This is a genomic window from Streptomyces sp. NPDC030165 (assembly GCF_055573595.1).
In genome coordinates this window covers 247683-269135 of record NZ_JBVIBD010000007.1, presented here as the reverse complement: position 1 = coordinate 269135, position 21453 = coordinate 247683, and the positions used below count along the sequence as shown (strand labels likewise).

Below are 21453 nucleotides of genomic sequence, written 5' to 3'. Positions count from 1 at the left end.
CATGGCCGTCTTCGAGAAGATCACGCTGTCCAAGGCGATCAACGAATCGCTGCGCGCCTCCATGGAGGCCGACCCCAAGGTCCTGGTCATGGGCGAGGACGTGGGCAAGCTCGGCGGTGTCTTCCGCGTCACCGACGGCCTGCAGAAGGACTTCGGCGAGGAGCGGGTGATCGACACCCCGCTGGCGGAGTCCGGCATCGTCGGCACCGCCATCGGCATGGCGCTGCGCGGCTACCGCCCCGTGGTGGAGATCCAGTTCGACGGGTTCGTCTTCCCCGCCTACGACCAGATCGTCACCCAGCTCGCCAAGATGCACGCCCGCGCGCTCGGCAAGGTCAAGGTGCCGGTCGTCATCCGCATCCCCTACGGCGGCGGCATCGGCGCGGTCGAGCACCACAGCGAGTCCCCCGAGGCGCTGTTCGCGCATGTCGCGGGCCTGAAGTGCGTCTCGCCCTCGAACGCCTCGGACGCGTACTGGATGATGCGCCAGGCCATCGAGAGCGACGACCCGGTCATCTACTTCGAGCCCAAGCGCCGCTACCACGACAAGGGCCGCCTGGACACCGAGGCGATTCCCGACCCGCTGCACAAGGCGCGCGTCGCGCAGGCGGGTACGGACGTGACGCTCGCCGCGTACGGCCCGATGGTCAAGGTGTGCCTGGACGCCGCCAAGGTCGCGGCCGAGGAGGGCAAGTCGGTCGAGGTGCTGGACCTGCGCAGCATCTCGCCCATGGACTTCGACGCGGTACAGGCCTCGGTCGAGAAGACCCGGCGGCTGGTCGTCGTCCACGAGGCACCGGTCTTTCTCGGTTCGGGCTCGGAGATCGCCGCCCGCATCACGGAGCGGTGTTTCTACCACCTGGAGGCGCCGGTGCTGCGGGTGGGCGGTTTCCACGCGCCGTACCCGCCGTCCAGGCTGGAGGACGAATACCTGCCGGGTCTCGACCGGGTGCTCGACGCGGTCGACCGCGCGCTGGCGTACTGAAGGGCTTGAGGAGTAGTGACCATGACTGCAACCGAGCAGCGCTTCCGTGAGTTCAAGATGCCCGACGTGGGCGAGGGGCTGACCGAGGCCGAGATCCTCAAGTGGTACGTGCAGCCCGGTGACACCGTCACCGACGGGCAGGTCATCTGCGAGGTGGAGACCGCCAAGGCCGCCGTGGAACTGCCCTGCCCGTACGAGGGTGTGGTGCACGCGGTGCACTTCGCCGAGGGCGCCACCGTCGACGTGGGCACCTCGATCATCGCGGTGGACACCGACCCGGGCGCGGGCCCCGCCCAGGCCCCGGCCGCCGACGCCGACGCCGGCGCCTCTCCGGCGGCGGAGGAGGACGCCGAGCCGCAGGGCCGGCAGGCCGTCCTCGTCGGCTACGGCGCGGCCCCGTCGTCCACCAAGCGGCGGGCGCGCAAGCCGCAGCCGGGCGTACCGGCGCAGGAACCGGCCGCCGCGGCGGTTCAGGCGGAGCTGAACGGCCACGCCCCGGCCCCCGAGGCCCCGGCCGCCCCCGCTCCCTCCGCCCCGGCTGCCGTCCCCGCGGCCGGGCGGCCGCTGGCCAAGCCGCCGGTCCGCAAGCTTGCCAAGGACCTCGGCATCGACCTGGCCTCGATCACCCCGACCGGACCGGACGGCGTGATCACCCGCGAGGACGTGCACGCCGCCGCGGCTCCCACGCCCGCCGCCGAGGCCCCGGCCCCGCAGCCGGCCACCGTCTCGGCCCCCGCGGGCTCCGAGGCGGTCCGCGCCCGGGAGACCCGTATCCCGATCAAGGGCGTCCGCAAGGCCACCGCGCAGGCGATGGTCAACAGCGCCTTCACCGCGCCGCACGTCACGGAGTTCATCACCGTCGACGTCACCCGCACGATGAAGCTCGTACAGGAGCTGAAGCAGGACCCCGACATGGCGGGCCTGCGCGTCAACCCGCTCCTGCTCGTCGCCAAGGCGCTGCTGGTCGCCATCAAGCGCAACCCCGAGGTCAACGCGGCCTGGGACGAGGAGAACCAGGAGATCGTCCGCAAGGACTACGTGAACCTGGGTATCGCGGCGGCCACCCCCCGCGGCCTCATCGTGCCGAACATCAAGGACGCGGACGCCAAGACCCTGCCGCAGCTGGCCGCCGCGCTCGGCGAGCTGGTCGCCACGGCCCGCGAGGGCAAGACGGCTCCCGGCGACATGGCCGGCGGCACGGTCACCATCACCAACGTCGGCGTCTTCGGCGTCGACACCGGCACCCCCATCCTCAACCCCGGGGAGTCGGCGATCCTCGCCTTCGGCGCGGTCAAGCTCCAGCCGTGGGTCCACAAGGGCAAGGTCAAGCCCCGCCAGGTCACCACCCTGGCGCTCTCCTTCGACCACCGCCTGGTCGACGGCGAACTGGGCTCCAAGGTCCTCGCCGACACCGCGGCGATCCTGGAACACCCCAAGCGGCTGATCACCTGGGCCTGACCGGTCCCGGCGCCACACGAGGGCGGGCCCGGAGGTGACCGAAACGGTTCTCCTCCGGGCCCGCCCCGTGGCGTCCTACGGCCTTACGTCCCTTACGTCCCTGCCCTCAGCCCCGGATGATCTCGACGGCGCGGCTGAGGTGCCCCACGGGCCCGCCCGTCGCCGAGTGGTCGGCCTGTGCCGCGCCCTTCGTCAGCGCGATACCGCCCCACAGCGCGGCCACGAGCAGCGCGACCATGACGGTGGTGCGAGCACGCCGGCCGGCATGCGTCCTGGACTGCATGGTGGTCTCCCCTTGCGTACGGTTCGGAGCCTGTCCTCCGGCCCCTCCCTTCCATTACGTCACGGGAAACCGCTGATTTCGTACGCGCCAGGTACAGACTCACGTCAGTCTTAAGTCGGACGCCGAATACATCCTTCGGCAGAGCCCGGCCTTCCGGATGCCGCCCGCTCCCCGGAAAAACAGAGTTGCCGGTCCCATCCTCCCCGCCTACCGTCGGCCGGATGAGCAGCGCGACGATCATCCGCCCCTACCGCCCGGCGGACGAACCCGCCGTCATGGACCTGTGGTCCCGTGCCGTGCGCCGGGCCCATCCCTTCATCGAGGGCGAAGGCAGAGGAGAACGCGCCCGCGCGGTCCGTGAGGTCTACCTGGCCCAGGCCGACAACTGGGTCGCCGAGGACGAGCGTGACGGCACGGTCCTCGCCCTCCTCGGGCTGCTCGGCTCCGAGATCGGCGGCCTCTTCGTCGCCCCCGAGGCGCAGGGGCGCGGCATCGGCGCCCAACTCCTCGAACACGCCGCGTCCCTCCGTGGCGCCCTCACCCTCGAAGCCTTCGAACGCAACACCGCGGCCCGCGCCTTCTACACCCACCTCGGCTTCACCGAACGCGCCCGCCGCACCGACGAGACCACAGGCGAGACACTGGTCGCCCTCGACCGCCCCGCCCCGCTGCGCTCCGTCGGCTGGCTGCACGTACGGGACGGCCGCCTGCTCAGCGTCCGTACGCGCGGCAACGACACGTTCTACCTGCCCGGTGGCAAGTACGAACCGGGGGAGACCGCCGCCGAGGCCCTCTCCCGCGAACTCGCGGAAGAACTCGGCCTGACGGTCCCGGCGGGCGATCTGCGGGAAGCCTTCGTCGTCCATGCCACGGCTCATGGCGTGAACGCCGGCCGCCGCCTGCACATGACGTGCTTCACCGGCGGCCCCCAGGACATCAACCCCACCCCCGGCCGCGAAATCGCCGAGTACGCCTGGTTCGACCGCCAGGAGGCCGCCGCCCGGTGCGCTCCCGCGCACATGCGCGTCGTCAACCGCCTGATCGCCCAGGGGCGGATGGCCGCGTAGCGGCACGTTCCCGCAACTCCACCTCCGCCCACACCGTCTTGCCGACCGTACGGGGCTCGGTCCCCCACCGGCCGGCGAGGCCGTTGACGAGCACGAGCCCGTGCCCCGACGTCGAGACTCCGGACATTCGCGCGCTGTGCGCGTTCTACGGACGGGACGACCGTGAAGTGGTGGGCCCCCTCCTGAGCCTGGCGCGTCTGGACCGAGAGCGCCGCAAAGCGAAGGGTTGGTGGAACCAGTACCCGGTCTTGCGTTCGCAGGCCGAATACTTCGCGCTGGAGGACATCGCGACCTCCATGAGGACCTGGCAGCTGACGACCGTTCCGGGCCTGCTCCAGACACCGGACTATGCACGGGCACTGGTTGTGGGAAATGGGTCCTGGCGCAGCCTGGCGGAGGTCGAGGCTTTCGTGGAAGCGAGGATGGCACGGCAGGCCCGGCTGGGCGGGGATGCGCCTCTGCACGTGTGGGCTGTCGTCCAGGAGAACGTGCTACGGCAGTTGGTCGGTGGGCGCGCTGTCATGCGCGGCCAACTGGAGCACCTGCTGGACATGGCCCGGCTGCCCCACGTGGAGATCCAAGTCCTGCCGTACTCGGCGGGCGCTCATCCTGGCATGACCAGCGCCTTCAGCGTGGTCTCGTTCGCCGAAGCAGGAGCGCTGGACGTGGTGCGGGCAGATACCGTCTCGACGTCGCTGTGGTTGGAGAGCGAGACTGACGCTGCACAGCACCTGGCGATTTTCGACCGCATCACGCACATGGGGCTGGCACAAACCAACTCAACGCGGTTGATCCAGAGCATTCTCAAGGAGACGTAGGACCGTGGGCCCGTTCGCGTACGTGAAGTCCAGCCACAGTGGCGGGGAGCCGCACGCGGAATGCGTCGAGGTGGCGATCAACGTACCCGCGGTCGTGGCGGTGCGGGATACCAAGCGGCCCTTGGGGCCTGTCTTGCTCTTCGGCGACCGCGAGTGGCTGGCCTTCCGGTCCGCTGTAGTCGACGGGAAGATATGACGTGGCGGTGAAACCGTAGTCTCACCTCGGGAGACGGTATGACACGCTTCCGCTTCGTCAAGTCGAGCCACAGCAGCCCCGCCGGCGGCGAGTGCGTCGAGGTCGCCACCAACGTCCCCGCCGTCGTGACCGTCCGCGACTCCAGGAACCCGTCGGGGCGCACCTTGCTCTTCGGCGACCGCGAGTGGCTGGCCTTCCGGTCCGCCGTGATCGACGGGCAGATACGCGCGGCGGCGCTCCCTGCGTGACGGGCCTTGCCCGGCAGGGCGACTTCAGTAGGGAGACACGGTGGCCTGAAGGATGTACACGCATGGGTGTCGCGGTACGACCTGGTGGATGAACATGCCACCGGCGATGACCTCTTCCCCGATTTTCGGGGAAGCGCCTTGACAGAGCGTGCCGTCGAGGTACTGAGCTGCCGCTGCCCGCACCAGTTCGTCGACTGTCTCCTCGATCCTTGCGATGAGCGCCAAGTCGTCGATACCGCCGATGACCTGGTCCGCGGTGGGGTCGCCTGTCGCCCCCGACCTGTGCGCGAAGACTGCCGGGGCGGTCGCCGCGTGGGCCCGGGTGTACGGCGTGCCGGGACGTTCGTGATCAATGCGTTCGACGTGTGGCCGTGCCCCCGAGTTCCACCGCGTCCGCCAGCGTGCTCATTTCGAGGGTGAGGAGCGTGGCGGGGTCGTGGCCCATGTTGTCGTACATTCCCTGCACTTCGAGGCTGACGATGCCGTGGGTGCGGGTCCAGGCCAGGACGGTGGCGGCGAGGGCGGGGACCGGGTCGGCGGCAGAGGTGTACGCGGCGACCCAATCGGCGACCTCGGGGGAGGCTTCGACCCAGGTGCGTACTTCGCCGTAGAGCGGTTCGGCGGCCGGCCACGGCCTGCCCTCGCCCAGGACGGTCAGGAACGGGCCGAGGACCCTGCGGGCGCTCTCCGCGGTGTGGGCGGGAGCCTCGTACGCCGCGGCGGGGGTGCCCGCGAGGAGCAGGTAGCGGTGGGGCTGGGCCAGGGCCCAGTCCCGGTACGCGTGGGCGAGGGTCAGCAGCCGGTCGCGGGGTGACGCGCCGGCGGCCCGGTGCGCGGCCGTACGGATGGCCTCGGCGGCGTCCTCGTACCCGTCGCTGATGAGCGCGGTGAGCAGGTCGTCGCGGTTGCGGAAGTACTTGTAGAGGGCGGGGCCCGACATGCCGAGGGTCTTGGCGATGGCGTTGATGCTCAGCGCCTCGATGCCGCCGGCCGCGATCTGTGCCAGGGCGGCCTGCTTGATCTCCTGCTGGAGCTGGGCCCGGTAGCGCTGGCGGGGGGTCTGGGGGGCGGGCGTCGCGGAGGATGCGGTCGGCGGCATGGGGCGGCTCCAGCTTGCGGCGGGGTGGCGGGCGGCGGTGGTCTCGTGGGCGCAGAATATCGGCTGTAGATTTGGTTAGAGGTTGTAGCTATAGTGAGTGGCGTAAGCGGATGGCGTCGCGACGCGGCGGCGTCTCGCGTCCTACGAGGTCAGGGGTCACTCATGTCCGACACGTCGCCCGGCGCGTCCACCGTCACGTCGTCCGCTCCGCTGCACGTCGTACTGGGTACCGGCCCGGCCGGGACCACGCTCGCCGAGGAACTGCTGCGGCAGGGCTTGCGCGTACGGACCGTCGACCGCTCCGGCCGCGGCGAACTGCCCGGGGCCCAGGCCGTCGCCGCCGACCTGGGCTCGCCGGCCGCCGCGCGGGAGGCGGTGGCCGGGGCCGCGGTGGTCTACCACTGCGTCAACGTGGCCTACGAACTCCAGGTGGAGGTGATGCCCGCCCTCCAGAAGGTGATCGTGGACGCCGTGGCGGCGGTCGGCGCCCGGCTGGTGGTGATGGACACCCTCTACCCGTACGGCCCGTCCGGCGGCGAGCCGCTGACCGAGGACACCCCGTGGCGGGCCACCTCCCGCAAGGGACGGATGCGGGCCCAGCTGGACGAGGCGTACCTGGCGGCCCACGACGAAGGCCGGCTGCCGGTCGTGCTGGCCCGCGCCGCCGACTTCTACGGGCCGCGCGTCCTCAACTCCTCGCTGGGCGCGGCGACCTTCCCGGCGGCCCTGACCGGCGGCACGGTCATGGCCCTCGGCAGCCTGGACCTGCCGCACAGCTTCACGTACATCGGGGACGTCGCCCGCGGTCTGGCCCGGCTCGGGCAGGAACCGGATGCCTACGGGAGGGTCTGGCACCTGCCGACGGCCCCCGCCCCCACCGTGTGCGAGGTGCTGGAGCTGATCCGCGAGCGCACCGGAGTCCCGTTCGCGACGGAGGTGCTGACGGAGCCGCGCCCCTGGGGAGGCTTCGACGAGGCCTTCATGGCGGAGTACGCCGAACTCTTCTACCAGCACACCGAGGCACAGGAGATGGCGTCGGACGCGTTCGAGCAGCGCTTCGGCATGGCACCCACGCCCCTGCGGGGCGGAATCGGCGCGACCGTGGACTGGTACCGGGCCTGGCTTGCGGGGCAGAGCGCGGCGGTGGACGGCACAGCCTGACGGGTATGAGCCGGGGGCCCCAGACGCTCGTTGTGGAACAATGGCGCCGCGTCCGCGCGACATCGCGCCGGGCGCAAGGGCACGCAATTCCGTTGCGTGCCCCTTCATTTGCATGCGCCCAGGCTAGGCCGGGCGGAAACGGGGATGTCAAGCAATGCGGATTTCGGGAAAGCGTGGCCGGGTGGCCGGAATCGCGGCCACCGCGGTGTTCGTCGGCGGCATGCTGCTCGGTACGGCTTCGCCCGCCAGCGCCAAATCCGACGATTACGCGTGCGGCAACTGGAAGAGCAACAAGCACAAGTGGACCGCGTCCTGCATCGTGTGGAGCGGCAAGGCGCGCGCCGAGACCGAGTGCTGGAACGCGAAGCGGAAGACGTACGCGAAGCACGGTGCCTGGGTCGGCCGCGGCTCGTGGTCGTTCGGCGGGAACTGCGGCAAGGACCGTCTGGTGTCGGTCGGTACGAGCTGGAAGCGCTGAACCGCGGGAAACGCGTACGTACGGTGACGCGTCATTGCTGACCGGTAATCGTTGACGGAAAGGCGCTCGGAGGCGGCCGGAATACCGCCCCCGAGCGCCTTTCCCGTTACGGGAGGCCGGCTCCGGCTGCGCCTTCGCGCCGCTCCCCGCACACTGGGAACAATTGCCTCGTTGCGTGGCACGTTCCCGTGGTTCTCGCGGCGGAGCGAATCAAATCAGCAGGACCGAAGGGGCTGATTTGTGATGCGAGTAGCGGTCGTAGGACAGGGATATGTGGGCTTGACCGGAGCGGTCGCCCTCGCCCATCAAGGGCATCACGTCACCGGCGTCGAACAGGACCCGGACCGGCTGCGCGTCCTGGACGCGGGCCGGGCGCCGGTCTTCGAACCCGGTCTGCCGGAGCAACTGGCGGCCGCGCAGGCCACCGGGCGGCTGCACTTCTGCGGTTCCGTCACCGAAATCCACCGGCGGACACCGTTCGACATCGTTCTCGTGACCGTCGGCACGCCGCCAGCGTCCGACGGCTCAGCCGATCTGTCGCAGGTCACGGCCGTACTGGACGAGGTCCTGCAACTGCTGCCCGCGCCCTGTGTGGTGCTGAAGTCGACCGTGCCGCCCGGTACGAGCGCCGTGCTGGCCGAGACGTACCCGGGGCTGCGTGAACGGTTCGCGTACAACCCCGAGTTCCTCAACCAGGGCAGTGCGCTGGACGACTGGGCCGTACCCGCCCGGATCGTGGCCGGTACCTGGGGCGCGGACGGGCTGCGGGCGCTGCGCGAGCTGTACGAGGGGATCGCCGCGCCGTGGGTGGAGACCACCCCGTCCGGCGCGGAGATGATCAAGTACGCGAGCAACGCCTTCCTCGCCACGAAGATCAGCTTCGCGAACGAGGTGGCCGGCATGTGCTGCGGCCCGGACATCGACATCGACCACGTGATGCAGGGCGTCGGCTTCGACCCCCGGATCGGCCACGCCTTCCTCCAGCCCGGCCTCGGGTACGGCGACTCCTGCCTGCCCAAGGACACCAACGCGCTGGCCCACTGGGCGAGCACCGCGGGCCTGGCGACCCCGCTGCTGCGCGCCACCATCGCCGTCAACGACGCCCAGTTCGGGCTGGCCGTCCAGATGCTGCGCACCGAACTCGGCGACGGGCCCGCCGACGGCCTGGCGGACGCGGAGATCGCGGTGCTCGGCGTACGGTACGAGCCCTGGAGCGACGACCTGCGCGCAGCGCCCAGCCGTACGGTCGTCCCGGCGCTGCTCGGCCAGGGCGCGCGGGTACGGGTGTGGGACCCGGGCACCGACATCGCCGCCATCGCCGGGCTCTTCCCCGGCGCCCGCCCGGCGTCCGGCCTGGCGGAGGCGGTCGAGGGTGCTCACGCCGCCGTGGTGCTGACCGAGTGGCCGCAGGCGATCGAGGCGGACTGGCGGGCGCTGGCCGCCCTGCTGAACGAGCCGCGGCTGGTCATCGACGGCAAGAACTGCCTGAGCCCCGAGCAGATGGCGGACCTGCCCGTGCGCTACCGCAGCATCGGCACCCGGCTGCCCGCCTCGGCCGTCGCCGGGGGCCGGGCCGGTCCGGTGGCCGGGGCCCGGACCCGGGGCGGCGCGGCGCCGTCCCCGGAAACGGCTGTCCCGCCGGAAGCGGCTGTCCGCAGTCTCCCTCCGGAGCCCCCGCCCTCGCCTCCGCCCCCGCCCCCTCTCCCAGACCGGTGAATCTCGGGACGTAAGGGACGGTGGGAGGCCGTCGCGGGTACGGACACAGAGACACAGCGGTCGGTGCCCACGGCGAGGAGAGCGTTTCCGGTGAATCAGCCACCCACGCTGGACGAGCCGCCTCCGGACGAAGCACCCCCGGAGGCGGCCCGCCCGGAACCGTCGGCGTGGGCCCCGATGCGCCGCCGGATGTTCCGGGCGCTGTGGATCGCCCAGCTCGCCGCCAACATGGGCACCTGGATGCAGACCGTCGGCGCCCAGTGGCTGATGGGCGACCTCGGCGGCGGGCCGCTGGAGGTGGCCCTCGTCCAGACGGCCACCACCCTGCCGGTCTTCGCGCTGGTGGTGCCCGCCGGGGCGCTCGGCGACATCCTCGACCAGCGGCGGCTGCTCCTCGGCGGGCAGCTGCTGATGTTCCTCGGCGCGGCCGGGCTGGCCGCCGTCACCGCCGGCGACCGGGCGACCCCGACGCTGCTGCTCCTGCTCACCGCCCTGATGGGGGTGGGCGAGGCGTTCTGCATCTCCTCCTTCCAGTCCATCCAGCCGGAACTGGTCAGCCGGGACGAGATCCCCCAGGCGGCCCTCCTCAACAGCGCCAACGGCAACGTCGCCCGCGCCGCGGGCCCCGCCCTCGGCGGCCTGCTCATCTCCGCGGCGGGCCCGGCGGCCACCTTCGGGATCAACGCCCTGTCCTTCCTGGGCGTCATGGTGGTCCTCTACGCCTGGCGGCGGCCCGCCACCCACCGGCCGCTGGGCTCGGAGCACGTACGCGGCGCGATCCGCGCGGGCGCCCGCTACGTGCGCAGGGCACCGATGTTCGGTGCCGTACTCGGTCGCTCCGGGCTGTTCATGCTCTTCGCGGGCGGGCTGTGGGCGCTGCTCCCGGCGATCGCCCGCGGCCCGCTGGGCATGAGCGCGGGCGGCTACGGGCTGCTGCTGGGCTGCGTCGGGGTGGGCGCGGTGGGCGGCGCGCTGGCGCTGCCCGCGGTACGGCCCCGTACGACGACGAACGGCCTGGTCACCGTCGCCATGATCCTGTACGCGGCCACCATGGCCGTGATCGGACTGGTGGCGTCGTCGGTCGTTGCCGCGGTCGCGCTGATCGTCTCCGGCCTGGCCTGGGTGGCGGTGCTGTCCACCCTCTCCGCCTCCGCGCAGATCCTGCTCCCCGTCTGGGCACGCACCCGCGCGCTCGCCTACTACCAGCTGGTCTTCATGGGCGGCCAGGCGCTGGGCGGGGTGGGCTGGGGCCTGGTGGCCGACTGGTTCGGCGTCCAGAGCGCGTTCGTGATCGCGGGCATCGGGCTGGCGCTGACGACGGTCGTGGGCATGCGGACGATGCCGATGCCCACCGGCCACATCGACATGGAACACGTCCAGCACTGGCCCGAACCGGAGAGCATGCAGACGCCGGGCCGCAACATCGGGCCCGTCCTGGTCATCGTGGAGTGGCGGGTGGACCGGCCCGACGCGGAGGCGTTCATCCGGGCCATGCGGCCGGTCGGCCAGGCCCGGCGGCGGACCGGCGCCACCATGTGGGGCCTGTACGAGGACATGGACGATCCGACGCTGTTCCTGGAGACGTTCACCGTCGTCTCCGAGCGGGAGCACCTGCGCCAGCACCTGGAACGCGGTACCAAGGAGGACCAGGAGCTGGAGATGCGGGCCCGCAGCCTGACCCGGCCCGGCAGCGCTCCCCGCGTACGCCACCTGATCTGGGCGTACGCCCTGGACCGCGCCGAGGAGGTGTCGGCCCACCAGCACTGAGCGCCCCCTGCGCCCGGCCACCGCTCCCGTCCGCATCCCGGACCGCCCTCCCGGACGCATACGTGTTGTATCTATGCTGTGCGCATGTCCTCAGCCGCCGCTCCGGTCACCTCTGCCCCGGACACCTCACGCACCGCGAACGCTCCCGCCCCCGCCAAAGCCCCGCCCGCCGCCGAGCGCGTCTACGCGTACGTCAAGCAGGCCGTACTGGAGCGGCACTACGAAGGCGGCATGCTGCTCACCGAAGGGGAGCTGGCCGAGGCCGTCGGCGTCTCCCGTACGCCCGTACGGGAAGCGCTGCTGCGCCTGGAGGTCGAAGGGCTGCTGAAGCTCTACCCGAAGAAGGGCGCCATGGTCCTGCCGGTCTCCGCGCAGGAGATCGCGGACGTGGTGGAGACCCGGCTGCTGGTCGAGGAGCACGCCGCGCGCAAGGCCGTGCCTGCCTCACCCGCACTCATCGCCGAGCTGGAGGACCAGCTCGCGAAGATGATCGAGCTGGCCGCCTCCGGCGACCTCGCCGCCGTCTCCGTCGCCGACCGCTGCTTCCACGCCGCGATCGTGCGCAGCGCCGGCAACCAGATCCTGGACCGGCTGTACGAGCAGCTGCGGGACCGGCAGCTGCGGATGGGCGTCGCCGTGATGCACGCCAACCCGGACCGGATCGCGAAGAACATCGCGGAGCACGGGGAGATCCTCCAGGCGCTGCGCGCCGGGGACGCGGCGGCGGCCGTGAACGCCGTGCACCGCCACGTCAGCTGGGTGCGGAACCTGGCCCAAGGGGACGTCCGATGAGCAGCACCACCACGGGCCAGGGCACCCTGCTGCCCGGCGACCCGCCCGGCGGCCGCAGAGCCATGGCCGTCTGGGGCATCGGCGTCGCCGTCTACTTCGTCGCGATCACCTACCGTACGAGCCTGGGCGTCGCCGGACTGGACGCGGCGGAACGTTTCCACATCAACGCCTCCGCGCTCTCCACCTTCTCCATCCTCCAACTGCTCGTCTACGCGGGCATGCAGATACCCGTCGGCCTGATGGTCGACCGGCTCGGCACCAAGAAGGTGCTGATCCTGGGCGTCGTGCTGTACACCGTCGGCCAGTTCGGCTTCGCGCTGTCGCAGTCGTACGCCATGGCGCTGGGCTCGCGGGCGATGCTCGGGTGCGGTGACGCGCTGACGTTCATCAGCGTGCTGCGGCTGGGCGCGCGCTGGTTCCCGGCCCGCCGGGGCCCGCTGATAGCCCAGATCGCCGCCCTCATCGGCATGGCGGGCAACCTCGTCTCCACCCTGGTCCTGGCCCGCCTGCTGCACACCTTCGGCTGGACGCCGACCTTCGCGTCCAGCGCGCTCGGCGGCGTCACCGTCCTCGTCCTGGTGCTGGCTTTCCTCAAGGACCACCCCAAGGGCTACGAGCCCGCCCCCGCGCCCGCCACACACACCGGCGCCGCCTTCGTCCGCCGCCAGATAGCCGACGCCTGGCGCGAGCCCGGCACCCGGCTGGGCATGTGGGTGCACTTCACCACCCAGTTCCCCGCCATGGTCTTCCTGCTGCTGTGGGGCCTGCCGTTCCTCGTCGAGGCGCAGGGCCTGACGCGCGGCGAAGCGGGCGAACTGCTCACCCTCGTCGTGCTGTCCAACATGGTCGTCGGCCTGGTCTACGGCCAGGTCATCGCCCGCCACCACAGCGCCCGTACGCCGCTGGCGCTCGGCACCGTCGCCGCCACCGCACTGCTGTGGGCCCTCACACTGGCCTGGCCGGCCGACCACGCGCCCGTATGGCTGCTGATCGTCCTGTGCACGGTGCTCGGCGCCTGCGGGCCCGCCTCGATGATCGGCTTCGACTTCGCCCGCCCGGCCAACCCGCCGGAGCGCCAGGGCACCGCCTCCGGCATCGTCAACATGGGCGGCTTCACCGCCTCCATGACGACCCTGCTGGCCATCGGCGTCCTGCTGGACGCCACCGGCGACAACTACCGGATCGCGTTCGCCTCCGTCTTCGTCCTGGAGGCGCTGGGCGCCGCCCAGATCCTGCGGCTGCGCGGCCAGGCGTACCGGCGGGAGCGGGAGCGGCTGGTGACCAGCCGGGTGGAGGCGGTGCACGTACCGGCGTGAGGGGGCGGCGGCAACGCGGTCCCGGCTCCTGTGGCGTACTCGTGCCCTACGCGTATCCGTGCCCTACGGCCCGCTCGTCACGGCGTGATCGCGAAGTGCGCCAGCACCGCCTCGGCCAGCGGCCGGTCGCCGTCGATCTTCACCTGCTCGGCGACGGCGGCGGGCCGCACCCGGCCGCAGGCCAGCCGGAAGAACGTCTCCCAGTCCATGGAGAGCGTCACGGCCGGACCCAGCGAGACGCTCGCGTCGATCGTCCCGTTGCCCTGCGCGTCCACCCGGACCGTCCGCATGAACTCCAGCGCGCCGCTCACGTCGAAGACCACGGCCGCGTCGGCGGGCGCGCCCGCGTCCTTGGCGACCACCTTCGGCAGCGCGAGCAGCAGCAGGTCGCGGGTGAGCTGCGCGCCCGGGGAGTCGAGGTTGCCGGGCACGTTCAGCGCGTGGCGCAGGTCCTGTTCGTGCACCCAGACGTCGAACGCTCGCTGCCGCAGGGCGTACGCGAGCGAACGGTCCTCACCGAGCGGGGTACGCAGCACCGTCTCGGGATCACGGGTCTCGTTGCGCAGCGACCGCGCCCGGCGGATGACCATGTACTCCAGCTCGGCGGTCATCTCCGGACCGGTGTGGTGCCGCCGGACGTCCACCTGGAGCTCCATCCGGCGGGCGAATTCCGTGCGTACGTGGTAGAGGTCGCGCGGCAGCGAGTGGATGGGCCGGGGGTCCCCGAGCATCTCGCTCTCCAGGCCGATGATGTGCGAGACGATGTCGCGCACGGACCACCCCGGGAGGTCCGTCGCCCGGTTCCACTCCCCTTCGACAAGTGGCTTGACCAGCTCGGATATCGCTTCGATGGAGTGCGTCCAGGCGTCGATGGAGGGCTGCAGGCTGGGATGGACGGTCACGGGACCCCTCGGACGGTTCGTACGCGGGCTGCTGTCTGTGCAGTTAAGTTACGCTGCGCACGGGCACCCGGGCAGCGCTTTCGGGTGACCATCGTAGGTCGATTTTTGACGGCGTACCGGCTCGAATGCTTAGGCGGTGGTACTGTGCGCGCTTCACTGATCCAGATGCACGTGGACCCGGCGGAACCGGCCAATTCGCGCCGCGAGCGGGCCGGTTCACTGGTCCGCGAGCGCACGGCCGGCGATCTCGTCGTCCTCCCCGAGCTGTGGCCGGTCGGCGCCTTCGCGTTCGAGACGTTCGCCGACGAGGCCGAACCCTTCGAAGGCCCCACCTACCAGGCGATGTCGGAAGCCGCCCGGGACGCGGGCGTCTGGCTGCACGCCGGCTCCTTCGTCGAGCGGGCCCCCGACGGCACCCTCTACAACACCTCGCTCGTCCTCTCCCCGGACGGCGGGCTCGCCGCCTCCTACCGCAAGATCCACCGCTTCGGCTTCGACAAGGGCGAGGCGGTCCTGATGGGCGCGGGCGACACGGCGGTCACCGTCCCCCTCCCGGACACGATCCTGGGCCTCGCCACCTGCTACGACCTGCGCTTCCCCGAACTCTTCCGGCAGTTGGTGGACGCCGGCGCACAGACCCTCGTCATCCCCGCCGGCTGGCCCGCCCGCCGCCGCGCGCACTGGTCCCTGCTGGCCCGCGCCCGCGCCGTCGAGAACCAGAGCTACGTACTGGCCTGCGGCACCGCCGGCACCAACGGCGGCGTCGAACAGGCGGGCCACAGTGTCGTCGTCGACCCGTGGGGCGAGGTCCTCGCGGAGGCCGGCCCGTACGAGGAAGTACTGACCGTGGAGCTGGATCCGGCCAAAGTGGCCAAGACCCGCGCCGACTTCCCGGCCCTGCGCGACCGCGTCCTCGGTTTGGGCACCCCGTAACCGCAGGCGAGGCCCCCGGCCGTCACTCCTCCCCCCGTTCCCGCTCCGCCAGCCGGATGACACACACCGCGACGGCGATCAGTAGCGCCGCGTCGGCGTCCTCCCGCACCACGTGCACCGCGTAGGTGTCCCGTACGGACAGCCAGCGGCGCGAGATGTCCGCCAGCAGTTCGCCGTCGTACTCGACGGCGAACTCGCGGTCCAGGATCTTGCCGCTGACGTCCAGCTCCGTGCCGTCCACCAGCTCCACCCGGTAGTGGTTGCGCAGCAGCGACAGCCGCTTGCGCCGGACGGTGGCCAGCGGCCGGTCGTCCCGTTCGAGGGTCATGGTGTCCCGCAGGGCGAACCACTTCTTGCGGATGGTCACCAGCACCCGCCGCTCGGTGTCCTTCAGCTCGAAGGTCTCCCGCAACCGCAGCGCCTTGCCGTCGACGAGATAGGTATGCCGTCCGTGCTCGTCGTCGATCCAGTAATCGTCACCGATGCCGAAGATCCGGTCGTGCACGAGAAACTTCATGCCGGCCATGTTCCCGGCCGAGCCACGGCAAACGGCCCGCACCGCCCGGGACACGCCGCCACCGGCCCGCGCAGCCAGGTGACCTTGCCCGCCCTGTGCGCGGGTCCTTCCCCACCACGGGCCACCACACGCGGACCATGACCCCATGGCAGACGCGGCGACGAAACGGCGGTTCACCCCTGAACCGGGCTGCACCCGGTGCACCCGCCTGGACACAGCACGCCGCCGCGCAGCGGCCACCCACGACCGCAGCGCCGAAACGGACGCCCGGGTCCTGATCAAACACCACATGAGCACGGAACACGGGACGGAGCTGGAGGCGGGGTGGACCTGAGGTGGGGCGAGCCGCGCCGTCATGCCGGCCGTCTCACACGCAGTACTCCCGTGACAGCCCGTTCATCCCCCAGTGGCACCCTTGAACCATGAACGACGCCGCCCCCGCCCCGAACACCCCGCGCCGTGCCCGTGTCCGTGCCCCCGAGCTGATCGGCAAGGGCGGCTGGCTGAACACCGGAGGTAAGGACTACACCCTTAGTGACCTGCGGGGACGCATCGTCGTCCTCGACTTCTGGACCTTCTGCTGCGTGAACTGCCTGCACGTCCTGGACGAGCTGCGGGAGCTGGAGGAGCGGCACCGGGACACCGTGGTGATCATCGGGGTGCACTCGCCGAAGTTCGTGCACGAGGCCGAGCACCAGGCCGTCGTGGACGCCGTCGAACGGTACGAGGTCGAGCACCCGGTGCTGGACGACCCGGAGCTGGCCACCTGGAAGCAGTACGCGGTCCGGGCCTGGCCGACGCTCGTCGTCATCGACCCCGAGGGGTACGTCGTCGCCCAGCACGCCGGTGAGGGACACGCGCACGCCATCGAGACGCTGGTCGCGGAGCTGGAGGCGGAGCACGAGGCGAAGGGGACGCTGCGGCGCGGCGACGGGCCGTACGTACCGCCGGAGCCGGTCGCCACCGACCTGCGCTTCCCCGGCAAGGCGCTGCGCCTGCCCGGCGGCACGTTCCTGGTCTCCGACACCACCCGGCACCAGCTCGTGGAGCTGGCCGCGGACGGCGAGACCGTACTGCGCCGGATCGGCAGCGGTGAGCGCGGCCTCGGCCCGGACTCCTTCAGCGAGCCGCAGGGCCTGGCGCTGCTGCCGGACGGCAAGGTGGCTGTCGCGGACACGGTCAACCACGCCATCCGCACGTTCGACCCGGAGACCGGTGCGATCGCGACCGTGGCCGGGACCGGCAGGCAGTGGTGGCAGGGCTCGGCGACCTCCGGGCCCGCGCGCGAGGTGGACCTGTCCTCGCCGTGGGACGTGGCCTGGTGGCAGGACCGGCTGTGGATCGCTATGGCGGGCGTGCACCAGCTGTGGACGTACGACCCGGCCACGGAGACCGTCGAGGCGGTCGCCGGCACGACGAACGAGGGCCTGGTGGACGGCCCGGCCGCCGAGGCGTGGTTCGCGCAGCCGTCCGGGCTGGCGGCGGCCGGTGACCGGCTGTGGGTCGCGGACTCCGAGACCAGCGCCGTGCGCTGGCTGGACACCGACCTCGTCGTGCACACGGCGGTCGGCACCGGCCTCTTCGACTTCGGCCACCGCGACGGCGACGCGTCCCAGGCACTCCTCCAGCACCCGCTGGGCGTCACCGCGCTGCCCGACGGCTCGGTCGCCGTCTCCGACACGTACAACCACGCGCTGCGCCGCTACGACCCGGCGACCGGAGAGGTCACCACGCTCGCCACCGACCTGCGCGAGCCGTCGGACGCGGTGCTCGTGGGCGACGAGGGCTCCGGCGACCCGGAGATCGTCGTGGTCGAGTCGGCGCGGCACCGGCTGACGCGGCTGCGACTGCCCGAGGAGGCCGTGCGGGTCGAGTCGGTCGCGCACCGTACGCAGCGCGCGGCGACCGAGGTCGGCCCCGGCAAGCTCCGGCTGGACGTCATCTTCCAGGCCCCGGCGGGCCAGAAGCTGGACCTCCGGTACGGCCCGTCCACCCGCCTGCTGGTCAGCTCGACCCCGCCGGAGCTGCTGGCCTCCGGTGACGGCGCGGACACCGACCTCAGCCGTGACCTGGTCCTCGCGGACGGCGTGACGGAGGGTGTGCTGCACGTCTCCGCGATGGCCGCGTCCTGCGACGACGACCCGGCGGTCGAGTACCCGGCCTGCCACGTGCACCAGCAGGACTGGGGCGTGCCGGTACGGGTCGTCGAGGGCGGCACGGACCGGCTGGCGCTGGTGCTGGCGGGGATGGACGAGGCGAGCGCGGAGTGACGCGGTGCGGTCCGGGCCGCCGGCTCGGACCGCTACCCCTCACCCCTTCGGCTTCGTATAGCTCTCCGCCCGGTTCAGCGTGCTCTGCCAGTACGTGACCTGGGAGGCGCCGACCGCGACCGGCGCGTTACGGAAGTCGACGCGCTGCGGCGGCCCCTTCGGGGCGCCGTTCAGATCGCTGCCGCTGAACTCGATCGTCGCGTACGTCTTCTTGCCGCTGCCTTTCTGGGCGGCGGTGGCGGTCGGAATGCTCGCCCAGACCGTCCCCTTGGGCCGGACGGTCTCCACGTCCCCGCCCATGGCAGTGCTGCCCTTGAGCAGCGGCAGCGGGTCCTTGGCGCCGCCGAAGCGGATCAGCGGGTGGTTGTGGACCAGGCAGGAACGGGTGCTGCTGGTGTTCACCGCCTTGATCACCACGTGATCGTTCGGCGTGTGTGAATACACCTCGAAACGGAACATCCCCGGACCGCACGCCCGCGCACTCCGCGACCCGGCCGCCGCCCCGGCACCCGCGCCCGCTGCCGCGCCCCCGCCGATGATCTTTTTCTTCTTGCTCTTCGACGACTTCGACGGCGACTTCTTCGTACTCTTCTTACTCTTCGAATTCCCGGAACAGCCGGTCAGAGCAAGCGACCCGGCCATCGCCACGGCCAGCGCCGCATACGCGGCGGAGCGACGGGATCGGCGTACGGTCATGGGGTCCCCCAGCGGTGTCACTGCGATCGGTGGAACGCGTTCGGCGGTGCGTGTGACGATGACATGGCAACGACACCCTAGCGAGTGGGGAGCGGGACACCAGGGCCGTCGGGGGCATTCCGTCATCAGTGCCCGGCGTTGTCGCTTTTCTGCGTAAATTGATGTTCAGGCTGCTGAGGGTCGGCCAATTGCGATGATCATGCGGGTGGAATGGGATTCGGCCGTCAATCCTCGGCGGCCCCTTCATTGACGGGCGGACGGGAATTCCGGGTGTCCCGGCCCCCCGTCCGCGCGTTCCGCGAGCCGGTCCACGGCCGGGTCCACCACGTCCGGCGCGAACATGCCGGCACCGGGCGTCTCGTAACGCTCCGCGAGGGGCAGTGCGAGCGCTGAATGGTTTCCCTCCGCTGCCTTCCGGGGCCTGCCGGTCAGTCCTCGTAGTGCATCCGGTGTGTCTCCTCGACCACCGGGGCCGCGGGACTCGGCGGCTGCATCCGGCGGCGCTTGAAGATGCTGACGTACGCCGCGATACCGATGATGCCGACCGCCATCAGGATCAGGCCGACGAGGTGGAGGTTGACTCCGGCCATGTGCCAGTCCACCGCGAAGGTGAGAATGCCTCCCACCGCGAGCAGACCGATGCACCATCCGATGCCCATGGTTGTGCCTCCGTACGCAATTGGATGTTCCGGGCCGGTCGTTGACCGGGTACCCGGGGCCGGTGGCGCCAATCGCGTGACGGGGCGGCCGCGCCGCTACGGCCGGATCGCGCGGTTCACGTCGTACTGCCAGTAGGTGACCTGCGCGCCGCCGTCCACGCGGACGCCGCCGGGGAGCCGTACGTGCGCGGGGCCGCCGGGTATGCCGTGCCCGGCGTGGTCCGTGAAGCCGACGGACAGGGTGCGCACCTCCTGGGCGGGGCCGCCGGAGGTCGGCGTGAGGGCGGCGTACGCGGTGCCGCCCGGAGAGAGGGCGAGCGGTGTGCGGGGCGCGCGCTTGCCGCTCGGCGCGGTGGCGGGGGAGTCGCTGCCGCCCCGCAGGCGCGGGAAGCCGTACAGGTCGCAGGGGGCGCTGGAGGTGTTGGTGACCTGGAGGAGGAGGCGGCCGGGCGGCTGGGGGAGCGGTTTGGCGGCGACCACCACCTTCGAGGGACCGCAGGCCGGGTGGGAGCCGCTGCTCGCGGCCCGGTCGGTACGGGAGCCGCTGGGCATACCCGGGCCCAGCGGCTCGTCCGAGCCGCCGGAGTCCTTACCGAAGGGATGGAACGGCTTGGCGTCGCTGGTCTTGAGCGCCTCCTGCCCGCCGCAGGCGGTGAGCAGGCCGAGCGCGGCCACTGCCGTGAAGCCGGCGGCAGCGGTCCGCAGCGTACGGGTACGGGCGCGCCCGCCGTCGGCACGGTGGCGGGCGCGGTGGGCGGTGGCGGCCTCCGTAACGGTGTGGCGCGGCATGGGGTCTCCCGGGGTCGCTGCGTTCGGTCCATGGTGTGCTGCCACCTTGACGTGCGCCCCTGGCGCCTGGCTAACGCTTCCCTAACGGAACCGGCGCGCTGCTGCCGGGCAGCGGCTCGGCACGGGCGGGCAGCGTCTCAGCACGGGTCGCCGGAGACGGTGCGGAGCGCGCCGCCGGCGTTCTCGTCGTCGGTGCCGAGCACGCCGTTGCGGGAGTGCGGCAGGCAGGCCAGGGCCTCTATCTTGTGGCCGGTGTAGCGGCCGATGGGCTTCGGGGCCTTCCGTACGGACAGCCGTACCGTGCCCCGGCCGTCGACGGACACCGTACCCGCGTCGTAGAGGGCCGAGTCGAAGGGGCCGTCGTCGCCGTTGTCCGAGGCCGAGGAGACCTTGAGCGCGCCGCCCGCGCCGATCTTGAGGTCGCTGATGTGCCGTACGTGCTCGGCGGGGTACGGCGCGCGGAACTCCGCCGCGACCGGGGCGGAGAAGGTGTGGCGGGCGAGGTCGAGGCGGGCGGCCCGCAGGGTGCCGGGGCGGCTGTCCTGGCCGCGGTCGGCCCAGACGGCGACGAGCCGGTGCGCCCGGTAGGTGAGCGCGAAGCCCTCGTAATTGTCGCCCTGCGAGGCGCCGGGAACGGTGAAGGTGCCGAGCGTGCGCGCCGCGGTCCGGTCCGCGTTCAGACGCAGGTGGTGGCCCGTACCGTCGCTGGACAGGGCGACGAACTCACCGGGCCGGCCCGGGACCGCGTCGAGCGCCTCCAGGTCGACGGGTGCCTGGCTGCCCTCCCAGGCCAGCGGTTGCACCTGGGGCCGGTCGCCGGGCCGCAGGCGTACGGTGGCCAGCCGGTTCTCGCCGGGCTCCTTGTTGTCGCGGGCCACGAGGAGATCGGTACGGCCCGCCCGGGCGCCCGGTACGACGGCGAGGCCGCTGACCCCGGACGTGATGCCGTCCCCCACCTGCTGCCAGGCAGGGGCGCGGACCGCGGCCGCCGGACCGGCAGCGGCGGTCCGCGCGGTGGCGGACTGGGCGGCGACGAGGGACGCCGTGCAGGCGAGAGCGGCGGCAGCGGCTGCGGAGCGGCTTTTGATCATGCGCATCCGCAGACGGTAGGGGGAACCGGCCGGGAAGGGAACAGATCGAGCCGGACGAGGGGACCGGGGGCCGACGGAATCTCCGGGTTCGTCGGGCCCCGCCCCATTCCGCCTTCCGCCGTGCCCGCTGCCCCGTGCCTGGCCTTCCCCCCGTACCCCGCCCTACCCCGTGCCCGGCCTGGAGACCGTGCCCCGTCCCTCAGTCCCCGGCG

General features: G+C 71.8%; 24 protein-coding genes. 16 read left to right on the top strand and 8 right to left on the bottom strand.

All coding sequences use genetic code 11. The features are described 5' to 3' along the window. Position 1: 1 nt before the first annotated feature. Together ACZ4Z1_RS16210 and ACZ4Z1_RS16205 are read left to right on the top strand one after the other, a co-directional pair. A complete protein-coding gene (locus tag ACZ4Z1_RS16210) occupies positions 2–985 on the top strand; it encodes an alpha-ketoacid dehydrogenase subunit beta (RefSeq protein ID WP_468487240.1) in 984 nt (327 codons plus the stop codon). Between the two features lie 21 nt (positions 986–1006). Then, positions 1007–2443, top strand: a complete 1437-nt coding sequence (locus ACZ4Z1_RS16205; protein WP_468487239.1) for a dihydrolipoamide acetyltransferase family protein — start codon at positions 1007–1009, stop codon at positions 2441–2443. A 106-nt stretch (positions 2444–2549) separates the two neighbouring features. Here the strand turns inward: ACZ4Z1_RS16205 and ACZ4Z1_RS16200 are convergent, their stop codons facing one another. Further along, on the bottom strand, positions 2550–2726 hold the full coding sequence (locus tag ACZ4Z1_RS16200) for a hypothetical protein (RefSeq protein ID WP_468487238.1): 177 nt from the start codon (positions 2724–2726) through the stop codon (positions 2550–2552). 221 nt (positions 2727–2947) lie between these two features. Between ACZ4Z1_RS16200 and ACZ4Z1_RS16195 the strand changes: the two genes are divergently transcribed. From ACZ4Z1_RS16195 to ACZ4Z1_RS16175, 5 genes are all read left to right on the top strand, one after another. After that, positions 2948–3793 carry a GNAT family N-acetyltransferase gene (locus ACZ4Z1_RS16195; RefSeq protein ID WP_468487237.1) on the top strand — a complete coding sequence of 282 codons (846 nt, stop codon included), beginning with the start codon at positions 2948–2950 and terminating at the stop codon, positions 3791–3793. A gap of 83 nt (positions 3794–3876) precedes the next feature. Further along, positions 3877–4611, top strand: coding sequence for a DUF5753 domain-containing protein (locus ACZ4Z1_RS16190; RefSeq protein WP_468487236.1), 735 nt, complete (start codon positions 3877–3879; stop codon positions 4609–4611). Between the two features lie 4 nt (positions 4612–4615). Continuing rightward, positions 4616–4807, top strand: coding sequence for a DUF397 domain-containing protein (locus ACZ4Z1_RS16185; protein WP_468487235.1), 192 nt, complete (start codon positions 4616–4618; stop codon positions 4805–4807). A 38-nt stretch (positions 4808–4845) separates the two neighbouring features. Then, complete coding sequence (locus ACZ4Z1_RS16180; RefSeq protein ID WP_468487234.1) at positions 4846–5055, top strand: DUF397 domain-containing protein; 210 nt, start codon at positions 4846–4848, stop codon at positions 5053–5055. A 214-nt stretch (positions 5056–5269) separates the two neighbouring features. Beyond that, positions 5270–5404, top strand: a complete 135-nt coding sequence (locus ACZ4Z1_RS16175) for a hypothetical protein (protein ID WP_468487233.1) — start codon at positions 5270–5272, stop codon at positions 5402–5404. Here ACZ4Z1_RS16175 and ACZ4Z1_RS16170 read toward each other — a convergent pair whose 3' ends face one another. Further along, positions 5405–6154, bottom strand: a complete 750-nt coding sequence (locus ACZ4Z1_RS16170; protein WP_468487232.1) for a TetR/AcrR family transcriptional regulator — start codon at positions 6152–6154, stop codon at positions 5405–5407. Positions 6155–6316: 162 nt separating this feature from the next. Between ACZ4Z1_RS16170 and ACZ4Z1_RS16165 the strand changes: the two genes are divergently transcribed. The 6 genes from ACZ4Z1_RS16165 to ACZ4Z1_RS16140 all read left to right on the top strand — a co-directional run bounded on the left by ACZ4Z1_RS16165 (position 6317) and on the right by ACZ4Z1_RS16140 (position 13384). Further along, on the top strand, positions 6317–7315 hold the full coding sequence (locus tag ACZ4Z1_RS16165) for an NAD-dependent epimerase/dehydratase family protein (protein ID WP_468487231.1): 999 nt from the start codon (positions 6317–6319) through the stop codon (positions 7313–7315). A gap of 154 nt (positions 7316–7469) precedes the next feature. Next, positions 7470–7793 (top strand): hypothetical protein, encoded by a 324-nt coding sequence (locus ACZ4Z1_RS16160; RefSeq protein WP_468487230.1) that lies wholly within the window; start codon positions 7470–7472, stop codon positions 7791–7793. A gap of 243 nt (positions 7794–8036) precedes the next feature. After that, the gene (locus ACZ4Z1_RS16155) at positions 8037–9509 is read left to right on the top strand and encodes a UDP-glucose dehydrogenase family protein (protein ID WP_468487229.1); all 1473 of its coding nucleotides are present in this window, start codon (positions 8037–8039) and stop codon (positions 9507–9509) included. 90 nt (positions 9510–9599) lie between these two features. After that, a complete protein-coding gene (locus ACZ4Z1_RS16150) occupies positions 9600–11276 on the top strand; it encodes an MFS transporter (protein ID WP_468487228.1) in 1677 nt (558 codons plus the stop codon). 84 nt (positions 11277–11360) lie between these two features. After that, positions 11361–12068, top strand: a complete 708-nt coding sequence (locus tag ACZ4Z1_RS16145) for a GntR family transcriptional regulator (RefSeq protein WP_468487227.1) — start codon at positions 11361–11363, stop codon at positions 12066–12068. Further along, positions 12065–13384: an MFS transporter gene (locus ACZ4Z1_RS16140; protein ID WP_468487226.1), complete on the top strand. Its 1320-nt coding sequence runs from the start codon at positions 12065–12067 to the stop codon at positions 13382–13384. The genes ACZ4Z1_RS16145 and ACZ4Z1_RS16140 overlap by 4 nt, the downstream gene beginning before the upstream one ends. Positions 13385–13461: 77 nt before the next feature. Here the strand turns inward: ACZ4Z1_RS16140 and ACZ4Z1_RS16135 are convergent, their stop codons facing one another. Beyond that, positions 13462–14286, bottom strand: a complete 825-nt coding sequence (locus ACZ4Z1_RS16135) for a maleylpyruvate isomerase family mycothiol-dependent enzyme (protein WP_468487225.1) — start codon at positions 14284–14286, stop codon at positions 13462–13464. A gap of 144 nt (positions 14287–14430) precedes the next feature. Here ACZ4Z1_RS16135 and ACZ4Z1_RS16130 point away from each other — a divergent pair, with 144 nt between their 5' ends. After that, positions 14431–15219, top strand: a complete 789-nt coding sequence (locus tag ACZ4Z1_RS16130; protein ID WP_468487224.1) for a carbon-nitrogen family hydrolase — start codon at positions 14431–14433, stop codon at positions 15217–15219. 22 nt (positions 15220–15241) lie between these two features. On the opposite strand, the gene ACZ4Z1_RS16125 is transcribed toward ACZ4Z1_RS16130, so the two are convergent. Then, the gene (locus ACZ4Z1_RS16125; RefSeq protein ID WP_468487223.1) at positions 15242–15736 is read right to left on the bottom strand and encodes an LURP-one-related/scramblase family protein; all 495 of its coding nucleotides are present in this window, start codon (positions 15734–15736) and stop codon (positions 15242–15244) included. Positions 15737–15881: 145 nt separating this feature from the next. Here ACZ4Z1_RS16125 and ACZ4Z1_RS16120 point away from each other — a divergent pair, with 145 nt between their 5' ends. Both ACZ4Z1_RS16120 and ACZ4Z1_RS16115 read left to right on the top strand, forming a co-directional pair. Next, on the top strand, positions 15882–16070 hold the full coding sequence (locus ACZ4Z1_RS16120; RefSeq protein ID WP_468487222.1) for a hypothetical protein: 189 nt from the start codon (positions 15882–15884) through the stop codon (positions 16068–16070). 88 nt (positions 16071–16158) lie between these two features. After that, complete coding sequence (locus ACZ4Z1_RS16115; protein ID WP_468487221.1) at positions 16159–18006, top strand: NHL domain-containing thioredoxin family protein; 1848 nt, start codon at positions 16159–16161, stop codon at positions 18004–18006. Positions 18007–18045: 39 nt separating this feature from the next. On the opposite strand, the gene ACZ4Z1_RS16110 is transcribed toward ACZ4Z1_RS16115, so the two are convergent. The 4 genes from ACZ4Z1_RS16110 to ACZ4Z1_RS16095 all read right to left on the bottom strand — a co-directional run bounded on the left by ACZ4Z1_RS16110 (position 18046) and on the right by ACZ4Z1_RS16095 (position 21247). After that, a complete protein-coding gene (locus ACZ4Z1_RS16110; protein ID WP_468487220.1) occupies positions 18046–18702 on the bottom strand; it encodes a DUF4232 domain-containing protein in 657 nt (218 codons plus the stop codon). Between the two features lie 428 nt (positions 18703–19130). Then, positions 19131–19361 (bottom strand): DUF6458 family protein, encoded by a 231-nt coding sequence (locus ACZ4Z1_RS16105; RefSeq protein WP_468487219.1) that lies wholly within the window; start codon positions 19359–19361, stop codon positions 19131–19133. 96 nt (positions 19362–19457) lie between these two features. Further along, positions 19458–20150: a DUF4232 domain-containing protein gene (locus ACZ4Z1_RS16100; protein WP_468487218.1), complete on the bottom strand. Its 693-nt coding sequence runs from the start codon at positions 20148–20150 to the stop codon at positions 19458–19460. Positions 20151–20287: 137 nt separating this feature from the next. Next, positions 20288–21247 carry a hypothetical protein gene (locus ACZ4Z1_RS16095; protein ID WP_468487217.1) on the bottom strand — a complete coding sequence of 320 codons (960 nt, stop codon included), beginning with the start codon at positions 21245–21247 and terminating at the stop codon, positions 20288–20290. Positions 21248–21453: the final 206 nt, after the last annotated feature.